At 61.8% G+C, this 22,015-nt stretch carries 45 protein-coding genes; 13 read left to right on the plus strand and 32 right to left on the minus strand.

Going from position 1 to position 22,015, the window contains the following annotated elements:
• The first annotated feature begins 5 nt into the window (after positions 1 to 5).
• The 6 genes from C487_RS16910 (at position 6) to C487_RS16935 (ending at position 3,018) form a co-directional block, all read left to right on the plus strand.
• Positions 6 to 545, plus strand: a complete 540-nt coding sequence (locus tag C487_RS16910) for a hypothetical protein (RefSeq protein WP_193787935.1) — start codon at positions 6 to 8, stop codon at positions 543 to 545.
• 88 nt (positions 546 to 633) lie between these two features.
• Entirely contained in the window at positions 634 to 1,137 is a 504-nt protein-coding gene (locus tag C487_RS16915) for a hypothetical protein (RefSeq protein ID WP_152422530.1), read from the plus strand.
• Positions 1,134 to 1,748 (plus strand): hypothetical protein, encoded by a 615-nt coding sequence (locus C487_RS16920; protein WP_006187052.1) that lies wholly within the window; start codon positions 1,134 to 1,136, stop codon positions 1,746 to 1,748. Before C487_RS16915 ends, C487_RS16920 begins: the two co-directional genes overlap by 4 nt.
• Positions 1,745 to 1,960 (plus strand): hypothetical protein, encoded by a 216-nt coding sequence (locus tag C487_RS16925; protein WP_006187053.1) that lies wholly within the window; start codon positions 1,745 to 1,747, stop codon positions 1,958 to 1,960. The genes C487_RS16920 and C487_RS16925 overlap by 4 nt, the downstream gene beginning before the upstream one ends.
• Positions 1,957 to 2,178: a DUF7511 domain-containing protein gene (locus tag C487_RS16930; RefSeq protein WP_006187054.1), complete on the plus strand. Its 222-nt coding sequence runs from the start codon at positions 1,957 to 1,959 to the stop codon at positions 2,176 to 2,178. Before C487_RS16925 ends, C487_RS16930 begins: the two co-directional genes overlap by 4 nt.
• Positions 2,179 to 2,181: 3 nt before the next feature.
• A complete protein-coding gene (locus C487_RS16935) occupies positions 2,182 to 3,018 on the plus strand; it encodes a DUF6009 family protein (protein WP_006187055.1) in 837 nt (278 codons plus the stop codon).
• 22 nt (positions 3,019 to 3,040) lie between these two features.
• On the opposite strand, the gene C487_RS16940 is transcribed toward C487_RS16935, so the two are convergent.
• Both C487_RS16940 and C487_RS20850 read right to left on the minus strand, forming a co-directional pair.
• The gene (locus tag C487_RS16940) at positions 3,041 to 3,658 is read right to left on the minus strand and encodes a hypothetical protein (RefSeq protein WP_006187056.1); all 618 of its coding nucleotides are present in this window, start codon (positions 3,656 to 3,658) and stop codon (positions 3,041 to 3,043) included.
• 116 nt (positions 3,659 to 3,774) lie between these two features.
• Positions 3,775 to 4,029, minus strand: coding sequence for a hypothetical protein (locus C487_RS20850; RefSeq protein WP_152422531.1), 255 nt, complete (start codon positions 4,027 to 4,029; stop codon positions 3,775 to 3,777).
• Positions 4,030 to 4,179: 150 nt separating this feature from the next.
• Here C487_RS20850 and C487_RS16950 point away from each other — a divergent pair, with 150 nt between their 5' ends.
• The 3 genes from C487_RS16950 (at position 4,180) to C487_RS16965 (ending at position 5,862) form a co-directional block, all read left to right on the plus strand.
• On the plus strand, positions 4,180 to 4,608 hold the full coding sequence (locus tag C487_RS16950) for a hypothetical protein (RefSeq protein ID WP_006187059.1): 429 nt from the start codon (positions 4,180 to 4,182) through the stop codon (positions 4,606 to 4,608).
• 460 nt (positions 4,609 to 5,068) lie between these two features.
• Positions 5,069 to 5,467, plus strand: a complete 399-nt coding sequence (locus C487_RS16960; RefSeq protein WP_006187061.1) for a hypothetical protein — start codon at positions 5,069 to 5,071, stop codon at positions 5,465 to 5,467.
• Complete coding sequence (locus C487_RS16965; protein WP_006187062.1) at positions 5,467 to 5,862, plus strand: EF-hand domain-containing protein; 396 nt, start codon at positions 5,467 to 5,469, stop codon at positions 5,860 to 5,862. Before C487_RS16960 ends, C487_RS16965 begins: the two co-directional genes overlap by 1 nt.
• Positions 5,863 to 6,346: 484 nt before the next feature.
• Here C487_RS16965 and C487_RS16970 read toward each other — a convergent pair whose 3' ends face one another.
• The 14 genes from C487_RS16970 to C487_RS17035 all read right to left on the minus strand — a co-directional run bounded on the left by C487_RS16970 (position 6,347) and on the right by C487_RS17035 (position 12,096).
• Positions 6,347 to 6,736: a hypothetical protein gene (locus tag C487_RS16970; protein ID WP_006187063.1), complete on the minus strand. Its 390-nt coding sequence runs from the start codon at positions 6,734 to 6,736 to the stop codon at positions 6,347 to 6,349.
• Entirely contained in the window at positions 6,733 to 7,533 is an 801-nt protein-coding gene (locus tag C487_RS16975; protein WP_006187064.1) for a ParA family protein, read from the minus strand. Before C487_RS16975 ends, C487_RS16970 begins: the two co-directional genes overlap by 4 nt.
• Positions 7,534 to 7,590: 57 nt before the next feature.
• Positions 7,591 to 8,568 (minus strand): hypothetical protein, encoded by a 978-nt coding sequence (locus C487_RS16980; RefSeq protein WP_006187065.1) that lies wholly within the window; start codon positions 8,566 to 8,568, stop codon positions 7,591 to 7,593.
• Complete coding sequence (locus C487_RS16985) at positions 8,565 to 8,903, minus strand: hypothetical protein (RefSeq protein WP_006187066.1); 339 nt, start codon at positions 8,901 to 8,903, stop codon at positions 8,565 to 8,567. The genes C487_RS16980 and C487_RS16985 overlap by 4 nt, the downstream gene beginning before the upstream one ends.
• On the minus strand, positions 8,896 to 9,495 hold the full coding sequence (locus C487_RS16990; RefSeq protein ID WP_006187067.1) for a hypothetical protein: 600 nt from the start codon (positions 9,493 to 9,495) through the stop codon (positions 8,896 to 8,898). Before C487_RS16990 ends, C487_RS16985 begins: the two co-directional genes overlap by 8 nt.
• Complete coding sequence (locus tag C487_RS16995) at positions 9,492 to 9,674, minus strand: hypothetical protein (protein ID WP_006187068.1); 183 nt, start codon at positions 9,672 to 9,674, stop codon at positions 9,492 to 9,494. The genes C487_RS16990 and C487_RS16995 overlap by 4 nt, the downstream gene beginning before the upstream one ends.
• Positions 9,667 to 10,065, minus strand: coding sequence for a hypothetical protein (locus C487_RS17000; RefSeq protein ID WP_006187069.1), 399 nt, complete (start codon positions 10,063 to 10,065; stop codon positions 9,667 to 9,669). Before C487_RS17000 ends, C487_RS16995 begins: the two co-directional genes overlap by 8 nt.
• Complete coding sequence (locus C487_RS17005; RefSeq protein WP_006187070.1) at positions 10,052 to 10,270, minus strand: ribbon-helix-helix domain-containing protein; 219 nt, start codon at positions 10,268 to 10,270, stop codon at positions 10,052 to 10,054. Before C487_RS17005 ends, C487_RS17000 begins: the two co-directional genes overlap by 14 nt.
• Positions 10,271 to 10,522 carry a hypothetical protein gene (locus C487_RS17010; protein ID WP_006187071.1) on the minus strand — a complete coding sequence of 84 codons (252 nt, stop codon included), beginning with the start codon at positions 10,520 to 10,522 and terminating at the stop codon, positions 10,271 to 10,273.
• 108 nt (positions 10,523 to 10,630) lie between these two features.
• The gene (locus C487_RS17015; protein WP_006187072.1) at positions 10,631 to 10,867 is read right to left on the minus strand and encodes a hypothetical protein; all 237 of its coding nucleotides are present in this window, start codon (positions 10,865 to 10,867) and stop codon (positions 10,631 to 10,633) included.
• Positions 10,860 to 11,195: a hypothetical protein gene (locus C487_RS17020; protein ID WP_006187073.1), complete on the minus strand. Its 336-nt coding sequence runs from the start codon at positions 11,193 to 11,195 to the stop codon at positions 10,860 to 10,862. Before C487_RS17020 ends, C487_RS17015 begins: the two co-directional genes overlap by 8 nt.
• A complete protein-coding gene (locus tag C487_RS17025) occupies positions 11,188 to 11,595 on the minus strand; it encodes a hypothetical protein (protein ID WP_006187074.1) in 408 nt (135 codons plus the stop codon). The genes C487_RS17020 and C487_RS17025 overlap by 8 nt, the downstream gene beginning before the upstream one ends.
• Positions 11,588 to 11,809 carry a hypothetical protein gene (locus tag C487_RS17030; RefSeq protein WP_006187075.1) on the minus strand — a complete coding sequence of 74 codons (222 nt, stop codon included), beginning with the start codon at positions 11,807 to 11,809 and terminating at the stop codon, positions 11,588 to 11,590. The genes C487_RS17025 and C487_RS17030 overlap by 8 nt, the downstream gene beginning before the upstream one ends.
• A complete protein-coding gene (locus tag C487_RS17035) occupies positions 11,806 to 12,096 on the minus strand; it encodes a hypothetical protein (RefSeq protein WP_006187076.1) in 291 nt (96 codons plus the stop codon). Before C487_RS17035 ends, C487_RS17030 begins: the two co-directional genes overlap by 4 nt.
• A 320-nt stretch (positions 12,097 to 12,416) precedes the next feature.
• On the opposite strand from C487_RS17035, the gene C487_RS17040 reads away from it, so the two are divergent.
• Positions 12,417 to 12,692 (plus strand): hypothetical protein, encoded by a 276-nt coding sequence (locus tag C487_RS17040; RefSeq protein WP_006187077.1) that lies wholly within the window; start codon positions 12,417 to 12,419, stop codon positions 12,690 to 12,692.
• 11 nt (positions 12,693 to 12,703) lie between these two features.
• On the opposite strand, the gene C487_RS17045 is transcribed toward C487_RS17040, so the two are convergent.
• The 16 genes from C487_RS17045 to C487_RS17115 all read right to left on the minus strand — a co-directional run bounded on the left by C487_RS17045 (position 12,704) and on the right by C487_RS17115 (position 20,138).
• Complete coding sequence (locus C487_RS17045) at positions 12,704 to 12,979, minus strand: DUF3892 domain-containing protein (protein ID WP_006187078.1); 276 nt, start codon at positions 12,977 to 12,979, stop codon at positions 12,704 to 12,706.
• Positions 12,980 to 13,044: 65 nt separating this feature from the next.
• Entirely contained in the window at positions 13,045 to 13,359 is a 315-nt protein-coding gene (locus tag C487_RS17050; RefSeq protein WP_006187079.1) for a hypothetical protein, read from the minus strand.
• Entirely contained in the window at positions 13,352 to 13,624 is a 273-nt protein-coding gene (locus C487_RS17055; RefSeq protein WP_152422533.1) for a hypothetical protein, read from the minus strand. The genes C487_RS17050 and C487_RS17055 overlap by 8 nt, the downstream gene beginning before the upstream one ends.
• A complete protein-coding gene (locus tag C487_RS17060; protein WP_006187081.1) occupies positions 13,621 to 13,947 on the minus strand; it encodes a hypothetical protein in 327 nt (108 codons plus the stop codon). Before C487_RS17060 ends, C487_RS17055 begins: the two co-directional genes overlap by 4 nt.
• On the minus strand, positions 13,944 to 14,213 hold the full coding sequence (locus tag C487_RS17065; protein WP_006187082.1) for a hypothetical protein: 270 nt from the start codon (positions 14,211 to 14,213) through the stop codon (positions 13,944 to 13,946). Before C487_RS17065 ends, C487_RS17060 begins: the two co-directional genes overlap by 4 nt.
• Positions 14,210 to 14,596, minus strand: a complete 387-nt coding sequence (locus tag C487_RS21610) for a hypothetical protein (RefSeq protein WP_241431102.1) — start codon at positions 14,594 to 14,596, stop codon at positions 14,210 to 14,212. The genes C487_RS17065 and C487_RS21610 overlap by 4 nt, the downstream gene beginning before the upstream one ends.
• Positions 14,597 to 14,727: 131 nt before the next feature.
• Complete coding sequence (locus C487_RS17075) at positions 14,728 to 15,411, minus strand: hypothetical protein (RefSeq protein WP_162831894.1); 684 nt, start codon at positions 15,409 to 15,411, stop codon at positions 14,728 to 14,730.
• Positions 15,408 to 15,656 (minus strand): hypothetical protein, encoded by a 249-nt coding sequence (locus C487_RS17080; protein WP_006187085.1) that lies wholly within the window; start codon positions 15,654 to 15,656, stop codon positions 15,408 to 15,410. The genes C487_RS17075 and C487_RS17080 overlap by 4 nt, the downstream gene beginning before the upstream one ends.
• Positions 15,653 to 16,939, minus strand: coding sequence for a phosphoadenosine phosphosulfate reductase family protein (locus C487_RS17085; protein WP_152422534.1), 1,287 nt, complete (start codon positions 16,937 to 16,939; stop codon positions 15,653 to 15,655). Before C487_RS17085 ends, C487_RS17080 begins: the two co-directional genes overlap by 4 nt.
• Positions 16,936 to 17,658 carry a hypothetical protein gene (locus C487_RS17090; RefSeq protein WP_006187087.1) on the minus strand — a complete coding sequence of 241 codons (723 nt, stop codon included), beginning with the start codon at positions 17,656 to 17,658 and terminating at the stop codon, positions 16,936 to 16,938. Before C487_RS17090 ends, C487_RS17085 begins: the two co-directional genes overlap by 4 nt.
• A 3-nt stretch (positions 17,659 to 17,661) precedes the next feature.
• The gene (locus tag C487_RS17095) at positions 17,662 to 18,171 is read right to left on the minus strand and encodes a DUF6884 domain-containing protein (protein WP_006187088.1); all 510 of its coding nucleotides are present in this window, start codon (positions 18,169 to 18,171) and stop codon (positions 17,662 to 17,664) included.
• Positions 18,168 to 18,656 carry a hypothetical protein gene (locus C487_RS17100; protein ID WP_006187089.1) on the minus strand — a complete coding sequence of 163 codons (489 nt, stop codon included), beginning with the start codon at positions 18,654 to 18,656 and terminating at the stop codon, positions 18,168 to 18,170. The genes C487_RS17095 and C487_RS17100 overlap by 4 nt, the downstream gene beginning before the upstream one ends.
• Entirely contained in the window at positions 18,653 to 18,955 is a 303-nt protein-coding gene (locus C487_RS17105) for a hypothetical protein (RefSeq protein ID WP_049908239.1), read from the minus strand. Before C487_RS17105 ends, C487_RS17100 begins: the two co-directional genes overlap by 4 nt.
• On the minus strand, positions 18,952 to 19,122 hold the full coding sequence (locus tag C487_RS20730; protein ID WP_161605726.1) for a hypothetical protein: 171 nt from the start codon (positions 19,120 to 19,122) through the stop codon (positions 18,952 to 18,954). The genes C487_RS17105 and C487_RS20730 overlap by 4 nt, the downstream gene beginning before the upstream one ends.
• Positions 19,123 to 19,248: 126 nt before the next feature.
• Positions 19,249 to 19,929: a PD-(D/E)XK nuclease family protein gene (locus tag C487_RS17110; protein ID WP_006187091.1), complete on the minus strand. Its 681-nt coding sequence runs from the start codon at positions 19,927 to 19,929 to the stop codon at positions 19,249 to 19,251.
• Positions 19,926 to 20,138 (minus strand): hypothetical protein, encoded by a 213-nt coding sequence (locus tag C487_RS17115; RefSeq protein WP_006187092.1) that lies wholly within the window; start codon positions 20,136 to 20,138, stop codon positions 19,926 to 19,928. Before C487_RS17115 ends, C487_RS17110 begins: the two co-directional genes overlap by 4 nt.
• Positions 20,139 to 20,635: 497 nt before the next feature.
• Here C487_RS17115 and C487_RS17120 point away from each other — a divergent pair, with 497 nt between their 5' ends.
• From C487_RS17120 to C487_RS21775, 3 genes are all read left to right on the plus strand, one after another.
• Positions 20,636 to 20,851, plus strand: coding sequence for a hypothetical protein (locus tag C487_RS17120; RefSeq protein WP_241431103.1), 216 nt, complete (start codon positions 20,636 to 20,638; stop codon positions 20,849 to 20,851).
• A 121-nt stretch (positions 20,852 to 20,972) separates the two neighbouring features.
• Positions 20,973 to 21,116: a hypothetical protein gene (locus C487_RS20735; RefSeq protein WP_161605727.1), complete on the plus strand. Its 144-nt coding sequence runs from the start codon at positions 20,973 to 20,975 to the stop codon at positions 21,114 to 21,116.
• Entirely contained in the window at positions 21,113 to 21,247 is a 135-nt protein-coding gene (locus C487_RS21775) for a hypothetical protein (protein ID WP_152422535.1), read from the plus strand. The genes C487_RS20735 and C487_RS21775 overlap by 4 nt, the downstream gene beginning before the upstream one ends.
• Positions 21,248 to 22,015 lie beyond the last annotated feature (768 nt).

Here is a 22,015-nt window from a genome sequence, read left to right on the forward strand (position 1 = left end):
GACCCATGGCGACACGCAACCCAACCCCGACCGACAGTACCGACGACCAACTGACGCTTTCGGCTTACGATCACACCGCTGCGTTCCCAGCACAAGACACCGACACCGAGGGCTGCCGACCCGACAAACTCGACGCCGACGACGATGTCGACACGCGACTCGTGAAACTCACCGGCGACGATGGGTGGACCGACGACGAACTCGCGACGTTCTACGAGCGGGGCTACTTCCCACTCGAGATCGCGACCGACCTCGGCCTCGAGCGCTCGGAGGTGGCCGATCGATTGCGACGGGCGGGCCACCTGCAACCGCATGACGACTACCGAACGCTCGCTGAACTCTACGACGAGCGGGGCTACTCGACCACCGAAATCGCGGAGACGGCCTGCGACGGGCAGGTCAGTTCGGAGACGGTCGCCGAGCGACTGCACCGCTTTGGACTGCACCAGGAGTCGGCCCAAGACAAACTCGCGGCGATGGACCCCGACGAGTTGGATCTTACAACCGATGCTGACGACCGCGAGGAGCGGAGGGTTCGGGCATGATCGAAGCCGACGACGCGGACGTTGAGCGAGCGATTCGACAACTCGAAACCGACGAACAGCGCCGCGAGGAATCCGAGAGGTTCTACCAATGAGTACGCACACCGACACCCCAACCGACGTACCGCTACTCCATGAGGGAATGCACCACTGCGAGGATTGCGGCCAGACTGTCCTCATGCCCTCGAGCCGGCGCTACGAAGGTCTCGAGTGCGATGACGCAGTTTACTGTCCGCGCTGTGCCCGCGACCATATAGCAGCCGACGAGTGGAACCTTCGCTGGGGCCGCGAGATCGCCCTGTTAGACGAGATTCGCGAGGACCGCTCGCTCGCACTCAAGTACGTCTTGCCGGGCTGTCCGGCCCACTACATCGTTCACGACGAGGACCACGTCTACAACCAGTGGTTTCGCTGCGAGGACGACGAACAGCGGTACACGACGATGGGCGAGACGTATATCGTCTCGGCGATGAAACGCGCGGTTTTCAGCGCATACGCCGACGACCCGCCGAAGACGGTCCGAATCGTGAACGCACCGATCAACGCCGACCACCCGGAGACGAACGCGGTCCCAATGAGCTACGAGCAAGCATGACCACCGAAACCGACACCGACGACCTCGAGTACGCCGAACGCTGTACCGCTGACCTGCTCTGGCGAGCGTCGAAAGCGAACACCCACCTTGCCGGAATCGAATCGAACGCCGCCCCGGTCGCATCGCTACAATCGGCCCATTCGGATCTCTGCCAGACTCTTGCGAACACGAACCGGGCGATCGCCCAAGTCGAACAGGCGATCACCGCTCGTCGCGACGGCCACGGGCGGGCAATGCCCCGCGAGATTACGAGCGAACACGCCGACCGCTTCGACGAGATTTACGACGGTCCGGTGTACTACCTGGCGATCCAACTACTCGAGAAGAATCGCCACGAGTACCTGTACGCGACGCCGGATACGTACGGCGCGGAACAGATCGAACGCCACGGGCTGACCGAGAACCAGCGCAAGTGGCTCCGCGAGTTACAGGATGCATGGCAGGCACACGACGAGGTGTACGACCCGCGGACGATCGACGACGACCGACTCTCGAATCACCTTCGGACAGTCGTCTCGGAGTCGCGCAACGAGAACTGGGGAAACGTCCGGGCGAATCTCGAATCGGCGCTCGAGGCCGTCGACGAACTCGCGGAGGACGATTCGGAATGAGTGACCACCGTCACGCAACGGACCGAAAGCGCGTCACTGTCGTTGCGGGCTGTCCGAACGGCTGCCAGCAGTACGAACTCGAGACGGAAGGCAAGGCCGAGTCGGTCGAATCGCTCATCGAGGACGTGACCGACAGTTTCGGCGAGTGTACCAAATGCGGCGCGTCGATGGGCGTGCTCCGCGACGAGGAACCCAGCGAGGTCTTGGAATGACCGAAACCGAATCCGATCCCTTCGACTACGTGGACCGCTCGGATCTCGAGACGCCGCACGCCACCCAGCCCCGACCCACGCTCGAGGCCGTCCGCGTCGAACACGACGACCGCCCGGACGAACTCGGCGTCACGCCGGTTGACATGGCCCCGGGCGTACTGACCGAATGGATCACGATCGACGAGGCGGACGTGTGCGACCTCGCGGAGTGGAGATAACACATGACTACGAAATCACTTGAACACGAAACGAAGATCGTTTGGGAGATCGACCCGACTGAGGTAGAATACGTCCGTGAACACTGGTTTCAAACCGGAACGCGGACCCGACCGATCCCAATGCAGCGGGACGACTACACGCGGTGTGGCTACGCCGTACTCGAGGCCGACGCGCCGAAAGCTCACTCCCCACACGTATTCAATCGGCGCGGATTCTACCTCAAAGACAGCGACCGCCACTTGAGCGACGATGTGGACGTGTTCCAATATCAGTCGCCGGCCGAGGGCGTCGATCCGCTTACCGTTCGGCCCGGACAGCGGGGCGAAAAGACCTCGCGAACGGACGACGACCGCGAGAACGCGCCACCAAGGGATACGCTCGAGGCCGAGAACATCGTTCTCAATCTGGATGGGAACGACCCGGTTCCCGAATCGGGCCGCGAGCATGAAATCCCGTTCGTAACGACACAACACGAACGATTCGACGCATACGAACAGTTCAACGACCAAATGAAACCGGCACTATTGGTTCGCCAGATTCGACTCCGAACGTGGTCTTACATCGAGATCCAAATGCCGTATGGCGAAAGCGCAGCCTCGGAACACGACCACCTGCGGCTAACGGAGGCGGCGATCGAGGAAGCAAACCGCGTGATTGATAGCTACGAAGACAAATCTCGCGACTCTGGTTTCGGTTACATGGGCGCTCCGAGCGTCTCTGACTCAGACTACATTTCACTCCCCCATATGCGGCCGAAGGCTGCGATGGATCTAGCGAGCGAATTGTATCCGATCGTCATGGACGATTCAAACCTCGAGTTCCATAAAGAAAACCTCTGATAGCGGACCGGCGCTCTTTCTCCTACCCGCGTACCACCCGGCCGATCCCCAGGACGGGCACCACAACGCCGCCTAACCAGTAGGGCACTTCGGGCGACGGCAGCGTGTGGTCGATCCAGTGGCGTGCCCGCTGAATCGGCCCGGGCGAATTTGAGATCCCGACCGTGACCTGTCCGTCGGCGTTCGTATACGTCCGAATCACCTTCTTGCTGTCCGACGACGACGCGCCACCGCGCTCGAGGACTTCGCCGTAGCGACTCGAGCCGTCGGTCGGCATGGCCTCGCCGTTTCGCCAGACAAGTCCCTGCTCCCCAGAGAGAGCCGTTTCGGTATGGGCCGCGATACCGATATTCGACTGCACCGCGGTTTCCGACGCGCCTCTGACCACCTCGAGAGACAGGTCCGAATCCGCACTTGCCAGCACGGCGTCGGGCATCACATGAATCTCGGGCGGTGTGGCATCCCCACCGACGACGACAGTGAGATCCACGCTCCCGCCACCACTGTCGACCCGCGCCGACCCGACGCCAGAGGCGACCACGTACTCGCCGGCCGGACCACTCGCGGCCCGCAGCGTCGGCGGATCGGAGCGTGCGACGGGTTCGGCCCGCAGGCGTTCCGAGAGGACATACGTCTTCAAACTCGTCCCTTGGCGTTATATGATGTACGTCTGTACCGTCTCCACAGCCACACCGCTGGCACGTATGGTCGTCGCGATCCAATACCGCTTGCCGTGTCTTCTCGTACTCTGTGCCTCTATTCATCGGTTTCCTCAAGCCTTTCCCGCAGTTCGGAAAACTCGCGCTCGAGGCGATCTACCCGTTCGTCGTATTCTTCCTCCACGAACGCTTCGCGGAGCGTTTCATACAATTCTGGCCGGTTCTCTCGGAGTATCCGGGCGTCTTCCCGCAGCCGATCTTCTTTAGAGCGAATCCGTGAGAGGTGCGTCGATTCCGTCCCCGAATTCATTTCATCTACGCCACGCACCGCATCCCGCTCACCGTCGGTCAACAATGCCCTCGTCATTCGTCCCGGAGCAGTGTCTTGGCTCAACATATACGGTGTGGTTTACAGCATCCAGTGATAAAAGAATACCGTTAGAATAACTGTATCCCTTTAACCACAACAAATATGTTTATCCAGTCCGTAACTGTGAGTGTAATGTCGGCTGCTAATTCCGAGCGACTGACGGACGGAACGACGGTCGAACTGTCGTCGGTCATGCGCGTGACCGAGGGCGGTGAGATCCAGACCAAACGCTCTCCCGAATGGGTTTCAATCACCGATACGGGCCACGACCGACTCCATGCCGAACTTGCGGCCGAGGTCGGCGCGTCGATCGACGACCGCGACACGCTCGCGACTGTCATCGATGCCGAGTACGACGGACTGGTCAAGTTCGACGCGACCGTGTCCGAGACTTCGGTCGACGTGACCGTGACCGGCGGGAAAGAGGGTCGATACGTCGGCTACTGCCCGTCGTGTGGCGAAGTCGAATCCGAGGGCGGCTTTACGACCGACGAACACGGCGCGCCGCGGTGTAACGGACACGAATGTCTCCGAACTCTCGAAAAGGTCGTGGAGGTGTAACTATGCAGGACAGCGAAACTCAAGACAAATTCAAAACGGTCGAACGGGACCTCGAAATGGGCGAAATGACGGTTACGATGGCCTTCGGCGGCGTCTGTCACCGGTGTGGTGATGAGACGCTCGAGGCTGCCAATCACGAGGAATTCGGACGGATGCGGTGTTCGTCTTGCGGGTTGGTCATTGGGCCAACGGTCCGACCGACAGTCGGGGAGGACGGGGAACCCGCAACCGAGGATGAAGAATGGCCGTATGAGCGGCTCGAATTCGAACTTAATGACGCGCCCGCTACGGTCGGCGTCCGAGCGCGTGGCGACTGTTCCTGCGGTGGCACTCTCCGCAGTAATACTGAAGACGCCCAGTTCGGCCGCGACCCACTAACGTGTTCATCGTGTCACGGTACGGTCGGGTGGGCTGTACAGTACAATATCGTCAAGGACCCTGCAAGCGAGGCCGATTCGGAATGACGGACTCCGACAGCCCCGAGTGGTTGCCCGACGAGTACGATCCCGACGGCAACCTCCGCGAGCGGCTGCCGATCATGGCTGAGATCGACCGGCTGCGCGGTGCCGAACTTCATGCGGCCGACGACCGCGGACTCACCAAAATACTCGGCACGCCGTTCGATCTCGAAGAAAACCCGACCGGGACACTGACGCTGCACGTCGGCGGTTCACAGTACAATTGGGACTACGAGGTCGTCGTCCCCAGTAGCGACACGCCGCCGTTCGTCCGCTCCGTCGATATGGAGCAAGATATCGAGGACTACGAACGGGCGAAGAAAACCGAACTCGAGAACGTCGACGTTCGGATCTACGACGTTGACCACGACCGACTCGAGGCAACGGAGGCATCTGCGTAATGTCCGAAAGCATCGACGGCGCGACACTCGGCAACGCCCTCGAGACGCTATTCGACGTGGTCGACGGCGACGGGGAGATCGACCGCGCCGAGTACGACCGCGCCATGGAACCCGGCCTGACCGACGCCCAACGCGAAGTCGCCGCCGAGTACGCGGGCACGGGCCGGATCGAAGTCGAGAGCAGCACGGTCCCGAATCTCGCGGAGAAACTCGCGGCGGGCAAAAAGCTCCCGTGGACGTTCACGATCGACGGCGTGCGATTCGTCAAGAAGACGAGTATGGGGTCGGGCTCGAGCGTCGCCGATAGCGAATGGCGGTGGGTCGACGGCGACTACGGATTCACGTTCTACCGCCACACCGACGGGACAGACGAGGTGTCGATTCGTGAGACGTGAGCTGTCCGACTCGATCGACTGCGTGCTGTGTGACGCGACACACACGACTATTCCGACCTCATATATCAATATCAGGCCAGCGAGTGCATGTGACGCGTGGTTTGAGAATCAAATCGCGGATGGTCTGGCGGCGGGCGGTAGGTGGGTGGGTCGTGCCCGCCGCCTGGATCATCGCAGGGTGTCGGTAGGTAGTCAGGCGCGTGTCGCGTGGGTCACACGACACTGTCTTGTTCGGGCCAGTGATTATCAACTTCTACCCGATTCCCAGCCGTTTAGAATGGTACCGAAGGCCGCCACAATACCTATTTCACGACAGTCGAAAGCAACTCATGACCGTCGTGTCTGCCGGCCTGTCGGGCCAATCATGTTGTCCCCGACCGAAGCCGTCACGGCGACGGTCGCCTTTGGCCCGTGATAGCGACCTGTATCTGCTTATTACCGAATTCAAAACGATCTTACTCAGAAATAATACGATTTATACGTCTCAATAGTCCAATCCCTCAAGCATTTCTTGTACGTCGTGTGCGTCCGCACTGTCCAAACCGTCCAAACCGTACTCGACTAACAGCGGGTAGAAGTGACGATTCTTCTCGAGGTCTTCGCCGAACTCCCGTTCGTACTCGGCACTAAGCATCTTGTAGCGGTACCGGAGTTCATCACGCTGGTCTTCGGGGAGATAGAAGTACGTCCCGACCTGCTCGTCTTTCACGCGCTCGGTGTTTGTCTCGTCGTTCTCGTCCGGTTCGTCCGTCTCGCTTGGTTTGTCTGTCTGTTCTGGTTTGTCCGTCTCGGACGGTTTGGACGCTTGGGACTGTGCCTTTTCGCGCGACTGATTGCGCTTTTCACTCAGCCGGGCGGCGCGATCGTCGCTCATGCGCGCACCTCCGTATCGGCGTATCCGAATCGCTCGTCTAACCCGGCGGCGATCGACAGGAACACGTCACACATGTCGTTCTCGTCGTTGTACTCGAGCAACGACACGCCCGCCTCGAGCGCATACTGAATGTCGGCCCGCTCGCGCACTTCCCAAACTGGCACGTCGTCGAACGCTTCGGCGATCCACTCCACCATGTGTTGGGCCTGATTTTTGCGGACATCGATCCGGTTGGTGACGACGCCGACCTCGTCGATCTCGATCTCATAATCTAACTCGAGTTGGTGGACGTGATCGAACAGCAGCTCGAAGGCGCGCTTACTCGTCGATTCGGCCAGCGCTGGAATGAGGATGTTCTGGGTCGCGTACAGTGCGTTGTCGGTGAGGTTCCCGAGGTTCGGTGGACAGTCAACGATCACGTAGTCGTAGTCGTCGGCGACGTACTCGAGGAGCAAGTCGAGTTGTTCCCCGCCGCGCCGGGAAAGCGTCAACTCGGGCTCGGCGGCAGTCATGTCGATGTTCGACGGAATCACGTCCATCTCGTCATGCTCGCGCACGATCTCGGTGACGCGCTCGCGTTCCTCGGGCTTGGTGAGACAGTCGAACAGATTTGGCGACTCATCGTCGTAGGCCTCGGGCATCCCCAGGTCCTCGGTGGCGTTACCCTGTGGATCGATATCGACAAAGAGCACGTCTCGACCGCGCTGATTCAATGCCCCCGCGACGTTGATCGCGACCGTCGACTTCCCGACGCCGCCCTTCTGATTCGTGACTGCTATCTTGGCCGGTTGTGCCATACAAACTCGTTTGGACGGCAGTGATATAAACGATATGCTGACTGTCCAAACAAAGAATCAGTACTCGCCGCTGAGGTTTCGCTGGCCGCCCTCGCGTTGTGCCCGTTCATCTCGTGCTTCGGCGACGTTCTCCGGAGTGTAGGTCTTGCACCCGCCGTACCCGGCTTTCCGATCGGCACACCGATCACAGACCCGCCGCCGACCGTCCCGTCGCTCGAGGTCGACATGCAGGAACGTCTCGGCCGGTGCGACCGCGCCACACTCCCGACAGTGGGTCCACTCGTCACGGCCGACGACGCCGAGTCCGAGGATATCCCATGGCTCGAGATCGGGTTCGTACCAGTCAAGCACTCGCGATCGCGCGTACCAGAACGCCCAGTACTCGAAGCCGGCGACAGACTCGAAATCGTGTTTGTGGGCATCCTTCCGCGAGCGGGCCATATCATACAAATGCTCGCGGGTCTTCCCGTCGTTGTGGTCGTTTTCCGGGTTGCACTCTGGCGGGACGTCGGTGATAATCCCTTCCCGCGGATGCAACTGATTCGCCAGCACGCGCACGTCTTCAATTTGCTCCTGAAAGTCAGTGAGCACGTCGTGACGGCGGTCATGGTTTTCGATCACGGCCTCGAGACAGTGGACTCGTGCGAGGTCGTGGTCGGCGATCGCCGCCCGAATCTCCTCCGGGTGGGGCATCGAAAACTCGACGACTGACTCGACACCGGAGTACATCATGTGCTCGTCGCAGTAGGCGCGTTCGGCGTCGGACAGCTCGCGCTCGGTGAGCGGCACCTCAGCATAGATTCCGTTCGCCCCGTGGATCTGCCACTCGGAACCGTCGCCGTAGCGGGCGGCGCTGGCGATTCGGACTCGCTCGGGACCACCCTTCGCGGGGACACACGTCACGAACAGGCCCGGATACTCGCGCTCGAGGATGCTGGCCGATCGATAGTCGTACAGGTCCGAGAGGTTGCGCGTGACGACGCGGACGCCGCCTGCGATGTCTTCAACGCGGCGGATTGGTTTCGGGTCGGTCATTCCGAGTCAACACCCCGTCCAAGAACAAGCGCACTGGGCGTCTCGCCACAGAGCGGACAGGACAGCACGCCGTCACCGGGCCGGGAGACGCCGCGTACGGGTTCGTCACAGTCGGGACAGTGGTAGTTCGCGCCGGTATCGGCGGGCCGGCAGCGCACGTCGAACGTCAGCCGATCGGCTGGTGAGCCGAGTGCACCGACCGCGACGGCGAACTTCTGGTGGAACGCAAGCAGGGACAGCGCCAACTCGGTGTCGCCGTAACCTCGATAGGGTCCGACCTTCTCGGCCAGCGTCGGGCGCTCGAGATCGTCGAGTGGGCCCGATCGGTCACTCACTGTCGCCCACCCGGATTTCTTCGATCGCATCCCGAATCTCGTCGACCAAGTCCTCGGCACGGGCTTGAGCGTCGCTCCCCTCTGGGAACTGTTCGGCCGCGGCTTCGGCACGCTCGAGTGCCTCTTTCAGTGAACTCACGCCCCACATCTCCCCGCCACTCGTCGCTTCGACGCGGGGCTTGTGGTACTTCTCCCACCGATTCTCGCCACCCTCGTCGATTAACCGTGACCCCGAATCCAGCGCGTCGGGGCCGTCGACCGGCAGGGCGGCCGCAATCTGCTCGCGAACGGGGCCGGGTGCGTCCCGCCAATCCAGGTCGGTCACGTCCCGCCAGTAGTTCCCCTTCCAGCGGTGTTTGACGACGAATAGGATGTACGGATCGCCGGTCTCGTCGTCGTACCGAATCGTCGCCGAGTACTTTTCCCGACCGTAGCCGCCCGTTTCGCCGGGATCGATCGTATAAATCACGTCAATCGTGTGGCTGACGACCGACGTCCGCTCAAGGGCGTCCGGTTCGGTCTCTCCGTCGGAGTCGTCCCACTCGTGGTCTTCGAGTTGGTCGCCGTACTTGGTGTTGGATCGGTCGGTCATGCCGAATCACGCTCGAAACCACTGATAATCGTATACTCGTGGCCGAACACGTCGTGTAGAAACGCGACCGTATTCGGGTTGTACGTCAGTTGGGGCCGCCCGTGCTTGTCGTAGTACTTCCAGAGATAGCCCTTGCGGGAGGCTTCGGATTCGACAAAATAGTCCTCGAATTCAGGCATCGAAATCACCGTCCGCGGGCCGATCGACCCACAGCATGATCCGGCCCCAAATCTCGGTCTGAAACGGCTCGTAGGCATCCTCGCGCCAGTAGTTCAACCCGCGCTCGATCGGATCGTCCCAGTCTTCGGGGTCGTGATACGAGTCGTTCGTGTGGACGTACAGATCGGCCGGCCGATCGGGGTTGGGCACATCGAACGCATAGGTTCCGTGGTGGTCGATCGATTCCGAGAGCATCACGCGCTCGTCGTCGGCGACCTCCCATACTTTCCCGAACTCGGTCTCGGCGACGGGCACCTCGTAGATGTCTGGGTCGCGCTCGAGAAGGTAGTCGTAGCTGTCGCGACGATCGCCTTGCCAGACGTGGACCGTGATGGTATCACTCACCGTCATCACCCCGCGTTTCCGCTGTATTCTCGCTCGTGACGAGCTGCCCGATAGCCGCCCGGATCGCCGCGCTCCGATTCGGGAACGCGCCGGCATCGACGAGGGCGTCAAGCGCTTCGAGTCGTGATTTACTCGCTCGGAAGCTTACCCGTTCCATCGGCTCGCCAGTCCGTTCGCGATCGCGGTGGGTCGTCGTGTGTTGGGTGGACATCTACACAGCACCTCCCGGCGTGACCGAGACCGTCTCGGCGGCCCGCTTTCGACACCACCAACAGACGAAGTAGCCCTTGCGTCCGAGGTCCCGATACTCGGTTTTCGGGCGGCTACACTCCCCGCAGGGCTCGAGTAGCGTATGATATTTGACGTTGTTTGCGACGTAGCGATGGCCGTCGTCGGTGTAGACATACTCCGAACCAACACACTCGTAGCACTCACACGGCCCGTTGGGAACGATATCCAGCATCGTTAGTCGTCACCTCCGAACACGCGATCGACGGATGCGTGCCGATCGTCACACCAGCGCGTGAGACACCGGTCACCGATTTTCTCGAGGCCACAGGTCGGACAGGTCTCACCGGGCATCGGTGGCACCTCCGGTCATATCGAACTCGACTGTCGCGGTTTGGCCCCACTCCTCGCCCGTCGAGTCACACCGAAAGGCGTGCGAGCGCACGACGCGTTCGGCGATCTCCCGGTTCTCTGTCGGCGAGAGGCCGTCGCCGGCCTCAAGTGAGCGTTCGTACTCCCAGTCACAGTCCTCGCAGTGGGCGGTCATCGTCGCGTCGGGGCCAAGGACGGGACTACCCATTACTGCCCTCCGTCTCGAGTGAACGATCGTCATCTTCGAACACCTCGGGATAGAACGCCGGATTCCACCGTTTCATCGGGTGCTCGTTGACGTGATGATCTTCGATTAGTGCCTGTGCCACCTCGTCGCCGCAGTGGACACATTCAACCGACGGAACGCCCTCGAAGTAGACCGTTGGGTCTTCTCCGTCTATATCTCCTAGGTAGTATCCATAGTGCCCTTCGCCCGACACGTCCCCTTCGCATGTCGCTCCGATGAGTCGAACTCTGACCGGGGTTCCGTCGGGGAGGTAGACAATCGGCGCGCGGTCAGTATCGTTGCTACTCATCGTCACCCCCGTCGATGTACCGCTCGAGACCTGCCCGTCGAAGGACGTCGTCGGGCACGTCCGCTGGCGACGAGTACGCGAGCGAACTGTGGATCGCGCTCCTGTAGTTACTCAGCCGGTAGCTGTTCTCGAGACACTTCCCACAGGGCTCGAGGTCGTACTTCAACACGGCCTCGGCAGGATTCTCGGCATCGACATGGGACCACAGCGACCCGGCGGGCAACCGCTGGCCGCATTTCGGGTGATATTCGTAGTCGTACTCGCCGTGGTCGCACGCAGCGCGTTCGTGGACGGTCCCCGACGACGAGGACACGAATCGACAGTCGCCGGCCTCGTAGATCGTGTCGCCGTTCGGGGCAGGTTTGGTTCGGCGCTCCGGCCGGTCGATCTCGCTACTCATCGGTCTCACCTCGCGTACAGAGGTCCGTCACCCACTCGCGAAGGTCTTCGGCCAACTGTTCGTCGTCGGTTTCCTCGGCGTACCGAATCAGGGCCTCGCGGGCGGCCGAATCCGATTCGGGCTCGAGGACGAAACACGATTCGACGGGGTCGCCGTCCTTGCGGACCTCGTATTTCTCATAGAGGCTGCCGTCGGGGTCCGTCTCGGCGCTCATTCGCCCGCCCCCCGGAGCATCGCAAGGTGTTGCTCCCCAACCCTCGCCACGTCGCCGGCCCGCGCGATCGTCTCGGCGGCCTCGGTCCGCGAGACGAGTTCCGGCGCGTAGCCGTGGAAACAGTGGTACTTGCGGACGATACCGTTTCGCACGTCGTAGAACCACACCCACCCGGTCGCCGGGTCCCGGCATTTCAGGACCTCGTCCTCTGCGAGTTGTGCCAGCGGGTCATCCCGCGGGGGCTGTTCGACACCGCTCGATTCCGTCGGTCGGTGGTCAACACTCATACTCGTATCCTGTGATTCCGGCGTGCTCGTGTATGCGAGCCGCCCGAATCCTATTTCAATTATTTGTGTAATTTACGGATAAGTGTTATCCAGACAGACGCGGGTCTCGACTGGTCGAGCCCACCGAAATCAACGGAATCGATGGTTGCGAGAGCCTCACCCCTCGAGCCCTGCAATCGGCCCCAAGGGATATGCCCGCCGACAGTGACGACCATCATGGCCGGTTGACAGTCCGGCCGGAAGACAGGGCAGGCGGCTTTTCCCGGGCCGTTGGCTTTCACGCCGATGGAACTACGCCCCTCGAGTCCCGACTGTCGGATATGTCCCAGTCCCGAACCGCACGCTTTCGTGGTCGCCCCCCACCCGATCGCGACGCCGAGTGGGAGGTCTCGACAGTCGCCCGGCGGGGAACGAATCACGACGGGAGCGCTGTCTGTGCGGTCACCGGCACGACTGTGGCACTGTCGGACGCCCACTATCTGGTGACGTTGCGCAAGCCCGCGCTGGGGGTCTTGAACGACTACGAGTTCGACGAGTTGATCGTCGCCGACGGCGCGCTCGAGGAACTGGACGTGTGGCTCGTGCCGGAAGAATAGTCGGTGGCCGCTCAGCAACTCGGCTGCTGGAGCAGGTTGTCCCTGCTCGTGTCGTTGGCCTCTGTGCGAACGTACTTCGTCCCGTTTCGTTCGGCTGCCTCGAGGTAGGTTTTCGAGCCGTTCTCTTTCACGTAGAACTCGGTTCCGCTGTTGATCTTGTCGTGGATCTCAGCGGGCGTCTTCTGGGTCGTTGATCCGAGTACTTCGTAGCCGATCGTCTCGATACAGCGGCAGTCGTCGTAGTCTGAACCGCTATCGGTCGTAACGCAGGTGACTTGCAGTGCCACATGTCGCTACAGGAACGTATCACAAATAAGGGTTCCCGTACCGCGGTGAAAGTAAAACGGACCGATCAGTCTTCGAGCGTCTGTGCTAACGCTTCGGCCAGCATCTCGAATTGCCCCTCACCGTTTGGGATGCGGAACCCGTCGCCGCGTTGGTAGTTCCAGACGAACACCCAGCCACCGAACCCGTAGAGATCGACGCGGAATACGCGCCACGCGTGTGTCTCCGCGAGGACAGTCATGTACGTCGACCGGAGCACGTCGGGATGGGGCACGTCCTCTCGATCGTCGAACGAGGGATGATCCGAGAAAACGTCGCGGGCGGTCTCGTGATCGGTCGGAAGCGGGTGCATCTCGAGGGGCTGGATCGACGACTCACTCATTGGTCTCACTCCGGTCCGGCCAGTGGTGTGTGGATTCTTCCGGATCGTACCGCTCCTGTCCGTGGAAGGTACCGTCCGGTGCGCCTTCGACGAACCACTGTTCGAACTCACGCGCACAGTCGGGACACAGGTCGTGCGTCCCGAAGAACTCGGTGTAGATGTGGATTCCGCCTTCTGGATCGAAGAACATCCAACTACTCGCGCTCGGGAGCTCCCAATCTTGTTTCGCCCCACACCGGTCGCAGATATGCCGTTCCTGTTTCATCGTCTGACCTCCGGGCCGCGAGTCCCGTCCGTAACGCCGGCCAGATACTGCGCGAGCGGGAGTGGTCCCTCGGAGACGTCCGGGACGCAACCGTCGTGGTAGAACGATCCGAAGGCTGCCCCCATCATCTCGCCGTCGCCGATCTCGTCGTCACATTTCTGGCAGACGATCACGACCTCGTCGGGCAACTCGCCGCGGCCGTACTCGAGGTCGGGGAGATCGGCCAGCGTCTCGAGGACCGCGACGTCTCGGATCCCACTCTCCTGTAGGTGGACAGCGGTGGTATCGACTTGCTCCTGGGCGAGATCGACGGTCGGGCTCATTCGGAATCACCATCTCCGAAGACCACGTCCGCGGGTTTGAAATGGAGATCGGCCACGTTCGACCCGGCGCTCCCATCGAAGGGGACCACCCCATACCGGACGGCCGTCTCGAAAATCGGCTCGAGATCGGCGACGAGATCCGACTCGTCACCGACGACCGAGACCGCGACCTCTGACTCGTAGTTCGTGGCGTCGACGTTCTCGAGACTGTTCGCTTCGGCAGCGAACCCCTCGAGTCGGTCGGCGGGTGTGCGTGGGTCGGTCATTCGGAATCACGCTCCGGAGTCGTAATCTGCATCTCCTGATAGACGACCGGCGTCACGGCGATCAGCGCCCGGTCCTCGTTGGGGTCATTACACACCCACAGATCAAGTTCGACGCCGTCGGCGGCATCGCTCCGATCGATATCCAAGTGCTCGAGGCCGGCCGGTGGAATCGCGACGGACTTGACCGAACGCGAGCCAAACTCGTTGATCGCGCGGGCCAGCTCGTGCCTTCGACCATCGGGCCGATTGTCGACGACTTCGCCGGTGAGCCCCTTTGGCGAGTCGCGGTGGAAGACAATCCCGTTCCCACCGGCGTTGCCCGATTGATCGACCGCGTCTTGCACGGGGATCACGATCGAACCGTTCTGATCTCTCGTCGTCACTGTGCCTACGTTCCGGTACGTCGGTTTCGGTTTCGTCATTAGCTCTGGCATTGGAAGCACCGGGAGCATTCTCCCGTACGAATACTTTGTATTGGTATACTACTTAGAACTGTCGACGACAGACGGCGTGGCTACGCCGACCACTCGGTGATGGCAGCCTGTTCGCTACCGGCCTCGCCGGGCTCTGGATCGGGCGAGTGTGTTTCCTCGGTCGCCTCCTCGAGTTTCTCGAGGTAGTGCCAGTACCCGTTCTGGAAAATCGTAGTCGTATCGCAGCTATCGAACCCGGTTCGGTAGGCCCATACGAGCCCGTCCGCGCCGCCGGGATTCCCGACGTGAGCCCGGAGGTCACGTTCGCGAGCCTCGGCCACGATTTGCTCGCCGTGCGCCCGTTTCCACCGTTTCGGACCACCGACGAAGACGCCTTGACAGCCTTCGATCGCGTCGAACTGTTCTGCGAGCGGCCGGCCGGGCTGGAGCACCCAGTAGCGGGCAAGTTCACCGGACCGCAGCGGGAGCGGCCGGTCGTACAGCCACTCCCGGTGGCGGTCGATCGTTGCCTCGGCGTCGCCGTACACGTCCGGTAAGACGATGAAATCCGGTACCGTCGGCATTTCGAGCAAGGACTGTTCGACCGTCTCGAGCCACTTCTCGGCGTCGAAGGAATCGGTGTATGCGCCGTTGTCGACGAAGTACGGGCCGTCGTGGGGCGTCATCTTCTGTGGGGTCCATCCGAACCCGTGCGTGTGCGATGGGGCGTGCTCGCGGGCCTTCCGGAGGTTATCAGGAGACGCGCCGGTGTAGTAGAGCCTCACGGCGATGCACCTCCCGCAGCGGCGAAGTCCTCGAGCGAGCGCTGGCCCGTTGCAACCGTCTCGTCGTACTGTCGTTCGATTGCCTGCCAGAACACAGCCCACCAATCTGGGCCGTCGCCGTCGTATGCGAGTTCGTCCGGCGCGTAGTATTCGAAGCCACAGGCATCGGCGAGCGCCATGCGGATGATCTCCCGTTCCCGATCGGCGTCGCGAAGTCGACCGGCCGGCCCACAGTAGACCGTCACCGTTGTTCACCTCCATCGGCCCGTGCCGGCTCGAGCGCCCGATCTTCGACGAGGTCCTGGTGGCCCTCGTAGCCGAGCCGATCGGCGACCTCGTCGAGCGCATCGTACGCACGCCGGAGGACGTCGAGCGGGTGTTCGTCACTGTTGTCGGGGATCGCCTGCGTCAAGTCGAACGCGTCTCGGAATGCCGTTTCCGAGTCGGGAACCTCCGATTCATCCAGTCCCAACGCGGCTTCGGTGAGAGTCTGATAGGCGTCGCCGGATCCGAGCCCGGGCGCTGCGGGTTCGCACGACTGACAGAGCGTCATCTCTCGGTTGCCGAGGCGCTGGTCTAATTCCCGCTCGGTCGTCGAGCCGTGGCCCCAGAGGACGAAGTCCTCGTAGGATTCCTTCTTCATGTTCCCGTTGCGGGCCGAGTCGATCACACGAGCCTCGAGCGACTGGATGTACGCCCACATGTACGGCCACTCGTCGTGGATCACGTCGAGTTCCAACCAGCGGTCGGCGTAGGCCCCACAGAGACAGTCGCCGCTGTGAGAGAGTTCGTCGACGACTTCCGAGCGCGGGATGCCCTGGTCGTCGATGTAGTCCCGTACGTCCGCGGGTGTCCACGCAGCTAGCGGCGAGGCGTACAGATGGCCGTCCTTGACCTCGAGCCCGTCGGCGTTGACCTTCTCGAATCGGGCCTCGCTTTCCTCTCGAGTCGCGCCGGAGATCAACAGCGTCGTGCCGTCGAACTGGGAGAGGAGCGTCTGTAACGGCTTGTCCTTGTTGTTGACCCACTCCCACTTGCGCGCCGTTTCGTTCGCGCCGGGAAATCCGTAGGTTTCGATTCGGGTCGCGTACTCGTCCTCGTCGCGGCGGACGTCTGCCACGTGCAACTCGAGTCCGAGATCGTCGGCGAACGTCTCGACGTAGTCGGTCGTCTCTCGCAGCCCGATCGACGTATCGATGTGGATGATCCCATCGAGAGCGAACGGCGCGTTGTGGTAGGTGTAGTAGGCCGCGGCGACCGAGTCGTAGCCGCCGCTGACCAACGCGAAGGCCTGGTCCCAGTCCCGAGACTGGGCGTCATGGAGGATCTCGTCTGGGTCGTTTGTCTCGGGCGTCTCCTCCTCGAGCGAACCCCACGATTCGGATTCACCGTCGGTCCGATCGCCGAGGCCCGGTTCCGACGGGCCAGTGCCAGGGTTCGGCGTCGCCGGTTCGGTGTCTCCGGAGTCGGCACACGGCGCGGTGCGACCGCACGGGCAGCGGAAGCAATCGGATGGATCGCAGGTCATGCCGACCACCTCTCGAGGGCTGCCTGTCCACTCGCGTCGGTGTCGATCTCCTTATCGGCGTACTCACGTGCCCACCGTCGCGCCATCGTAACCGCAACCTCGAGCCCGCATTCGCTAGGCGTTTCGACGACAGGCGTGATATCGGGATGCTTCGATCCCGGTCCGTGAGCCTCGGTCCACGGCGCGAGCGCGACGGTCGCGTTCCCGCTGCCGCGCCACTCGTGGACGTACAGGTACGGTGCGTTCGCGTGGGATAGCCCCTCGGGCCCGTCGGACCCACGGACGTCGATATCGACGCCGTCGTCGGCCCCCTCACGGCGGTAATAGACGATCGCCTCTCGGTTCTCGTGATAGTACGTCTCGAGCGTGTAGCCGACCGGCGCGTCGAACACTGCCTCGCACACTTCGGGGTGAGCCCACGCCGCCGGATCGGTCTCGCCCATCCAGCCACGGGCCGCGTCGATCCCCTCGAGTAGCACACCGTCTCGGCGGTCGCGATCGTAGTCGATCCGCTCGAGTTCCTCGTAACTCGCGAAGCCGTCGACGCGATCGTCGGTGACGCGAACCGAGATGCTGCCAATGTTGTCGTAGACGCCGACCGAACACTCGTGTTCGTCCGACCGCCAGACGTGACCGTTCGACGAGTCGTCGGCGTCGTACTGCCAGCCGTCGATCGACAGGGACAGCTCGTAGTCGGCGGGAAGCGCTGGTTTCGGCATGGGCTATCCCTCCGAGACCACGCGGCCGATGTCGTCCGCGCTCGAGACATTTTCGGGCCAGTTGAGTTCGTCGTTGCACCAGGACATCCCGCGACCGACGCCGGTCACGAACCCGGACGTCTGCCACGGTGTGAGGACGTCGGCCGGCAGACGCTCGAAATGAGGCTCGAGCGCGCCGACGTAGGTCTCGCTCCCGATGAGCACGACCGCGTCGAAGTCCCCATCCGCGAGTACGTCCCGGAGGTCGCAGGCCACTTCCCGCGCCCACGCTTTCACCTGCAGGTCGTCCATGGCGTCGAGTGTGCGGTCGTAGTAGGCGAGTTCCGTGTCGTGTCGCACCAGTCCGTACTCGGCGCTCATGATGTAGTAGCCGTCCGAGTGCCGCCCGTAGCGATCCTTACAGGTGTGAACCGGACTCGAGTAGAGTTCGCGAGCGGGGACCGTTTCGCCGGCCGAGAGGTCCTGCTTACTCGCGCCACAGGAGACGACGGTACACACGCGGGGCCGGTTCATCGTTCACCTCGAGCACGGACGGCGTCTTTCCGCGGTGCATCGGCGTAGCCGGCGACGTGCTCACAACACCACTCACGGGCGGCCTCGAGTGAGTCGAAGGCGTCGCTGTCGCGGCACGATCCGATCCGACTCACCGAGTCGACGTGCTCGCCGGCGTGGAACTGCCGAAGCGTCTCAATGTAGGCGTAGTGGCGAATCACGACGTACTTGCCGTCGATCGCCTCGCCGGGCCGGTGGGGGTGGACCTGAACGCTCGAGAGGACACGGTCGTCCGCGTCGTCGAAGTCGGCGAACGTGATCTCACCGGGAAGGCTGTAGCATTCGCGGCCGTCTCGCGGATCGTACCAGATCGTTTCCGATTCGTCATGTCCGGCGTATCGGGTGTGCGCTCGGTGGGTGTGCGTCTCGAGCGTGACGCCGATTTCCGGCGCGTCGGTGCCGGTCAGGTCGGACGTCGTCTCGAGGGTGGACTGGTCGGCGTTCATCGGCTGTCCTCCGTGGGCCGCCAGCGTGGGCGCTCGCGAAGCTTCACCGTCGACTTGACGACCGTCGCGCCGAAGTCAGGGGCTCGCGGGTGGTCGTTGCCGTGGGTGACGGTCAGCGTCACGATGCCGCCCGAGACGTCGTCGACGAGCGCGGTAAAGCGCGGGTGGTCGTCCCACAGGGCGTCACTGTGGGGATCGGCCACGGCGTCGGGGTCGGCCCGCGCTTCGTTGCACCGCCACGTCTGTCCGCGTTCAATCTCGAGCGCGTCGACGTCGTCGGTCTCGGGTTGGACCGTCATCGTCCCACCCATCCGTCGGTACAGCGGTGTGCGCCACCGCGTCGGTGTAGCGTCCCGCACTCGGCACACTCGGCGATTTCGGAGTCTGGGGTGCCCATTTCGTCCCGCCCGTCGGGCGTGTCCATGAGTTGCGTTACGTCGATCGCTGTTCTGCTTGAGTCCTGCATTGGAAGCACCGGGAGAGTAGTTCTCTCCCTATACACATACAATGTATTTGTATGCTATTAAGTCTATTGGAGACTAACCGATAGCGCTCTCGAGCGACGCGAAAAACAGAAAATCAGCGGTCGGGGTCAGTCGCCGAACTGCAGCGTCTCGTTATCGCAGAGGAAACAGCCACAGCGGTCGAACGGCACCTCGTCCTCGCTCGAGGCGATGCCGTGGTCCCGGACCGCGTCGCGGACCTGCTGCGCTTTCGCGACGATCGCCCCGAAGCGCTCGGGGTCGAACTCGAATAGCCCGTCTTCGGGCCACGTCCGAACTTCGAGGTCGCCCTTGTTCACGTAGACGACTTGTCCGTACTCCGCGCCGGTCGCGGCCATGTAGACGTGCATCTGATCGAGGTGCCGGTCTTTCGGCGGGTCGAAGCGATACCACCCGTTCCGGCTCTTGACGTCGTAGACGGCGTTTGCGGCCGGATCGTAGCAGTCAGTGTGACCGACGAATCGCACGCCGTCGCGCTCGAGTTCGACCGCTTTCTCAAATTCGGCGTCGACGTGGCCGCCAACGTGGTCCTCGATGAACTCGTGAATCAGCGTGCCGGTCTGGAATGTTCCGAGAATGTCGGTGTGGTCCTTGAGTCCGAGTTTGCCGAGGTACGCCTGCCGCTTGCACGCGGCGATCTGCGACGGGTGCATGGTTTCGGCGTCGTGCTCGACGTGACTCTCGTCGTCGTTCGCTCGCTCGAGCGCGAGCTGTAGTTCGCTCTCGAAGTCGATCGCCTCGGGTTCGGTCGCTTGCTTTGCGTCGCTCATGCGTCACCACATCCGGCACAGATCCAGAGGTCGGAGTCGGTCTCGGCCTCGTCCCACTCGGAGTATCGAATGATCGCCTCCGGCGGCCCGTCGTAGCCGCAACCGCACGATATGGTCTCGTGGTCGGGTTCGTCGAGATAGCCGTGCTCCTCTGCTGCCTCCGCGTACTTGCGGACGCTTCCGTCGATGTTGCTAAAGTTGATAGTCATGCTTTCTGAACCTTGATATCGATCGTCTTGTCTGTTGTCTCTGTCATCGGAAGCACCGGGCGTTTGCCCGTACCAATACAGTGTATTTGTAGGGTTGTAAAACTATCGATCACTACGGCGTTGCCACTCTGGGGCTGTCGAAATGGCGACGCCGAAAGTAACTCCCGGTGCTTCCATACAACGGTGTGCCGGCGTCGCCAGACGAGCGTTCTGGAGCGAGGGTGAAAACCCTGCCGACAGCTACCGATCCCTCACGACCGATTCTCGAGCCGAGAGCCGGGCCTCTACCGCTCGGCGGAAATCCGGAAATCGGATGCCGTACTGCGGGTTCCAGTAGTTTTATTATACTACAAATACACTGTATTGGTACGGGGGGACGAACCCTCCCGGTGCTTCCAATGAGTTTCAGCAAACCGTCGAATCTGGATCCGGTCGAGTACAACGAGCAAATCGAGAAGCTAACGGCCCTGAAATCGGCTTTAGCGTCTACGCGCTGTGTGGAATCGTTCGACGTGAACCTCTCGAAGAACGGCCGCATTCGCGGGCGTGTGTCGCTGCGACACTCGGAGACGTTCCACGAGTTCAACGACCTGCTGCTCGATCACCCGGTCCGAGTGATTAGCCTGACGAGCGAGGACCGCGTTGAGGACGCGCCGGACGGCGGCAAGCGCCAAGCCGTCGAAATCCGCGTGGTCATCCTCGAGACGCAATAGGACGAACGGCCGTCCCACGGCCGCCTCGAGTGGTCTAACCAGCGTTCGATTCGCTGGCGAGGCGTATGGCTAACTCAATCAGCCAGCTCATCGAGATCGCCACTCTCGAGGAGGGGTCCCGATGAGCGATTTCTGCGTTCAGTGCGGCGACGCTGAGAGCACCACAGACGCCGGTGAGTACGTCGAAGTATCGGACGAGGCGTTGGGCATCTACACGGACGTCTGGGTGTGTGACGGCTGTCTCCCGGAGGACTCGGACCGATGAGTAGCACCGAGCAGTACGTCGATCTGTGCGCGGAGTGTGCGGCGTTGATCGATCCGGAGAGCCACCTGTACAATCCGCAGACGAGCGAGTGTTTCTGTTCGCCCGACTGCTGGGCTGAACGAGTCCTGTAGCGGAAACGCCGGAGAGCGGCGTCACGCGGCCACTGACGCAGGAATAGCTTTTCGAGACACTCCCTGATTTCTGTATAGCAGCATATGGTTATAGCGACGGTTGAGCAGAGCGCTGCGAACGACCTCGGTGACGGCGATCGCGACGTCGCTGGGAAACCAAATTTTTCGCGAAACGCTCAACACACAGTACAGCGCCTGACGCTACGGTTCTCGCCAAGTCGAAGCGGAGAGCCGAGAGCACTTGGTGCTCGAGGCGCGGAGCGCTGCGGCGATCGGGACGAGCTGGCGGCGACCAGGAAGCGCTGAGTAACGGAACCGATCGGCCTAACTCCTCTGTCGCACTGACACAACAAGACGTCTGAGCACGGAGAGAGGCTCGAGAGCGAGCGCGGTGTGCTCGCGATCGGGCCGAGCGACAGATAAAGCGGGATCGAAAACCGCACGATAGCGTGGGGGTAGAGCCGGCGCTACGGCCGGCAGAAATATTTACTCGGACTCGAGTACGGCGACCGAATTAGACTCGAGATAGCAGACAGATTGTGGACACATAATCGATGAGTCATTTCACGGATCTACCAGCCAACGAACACATATCGAAATAGACAATTCATCGAACTACCAGAAATATTAGACTATCAGAAACCAAACACATAATTTGAGCCACATTATATGTTTTCGGAGAAAAACGGCTTGTAATTAACCCGACTTAGTTTCATGCGGTGCGGTGGTTGTGTTTTCTGCCGGTTGCTATGCTGTCTCTTATACACA

Source organism: Natrinema pallidum DSM 3751 (assembly GCF_000337615.1).
Lineage (GTDB): Archaea > Halobacteriota > Halobacteria > Halobacteriales > Natrialbaceae > Natrinema > Natrinema pallidum.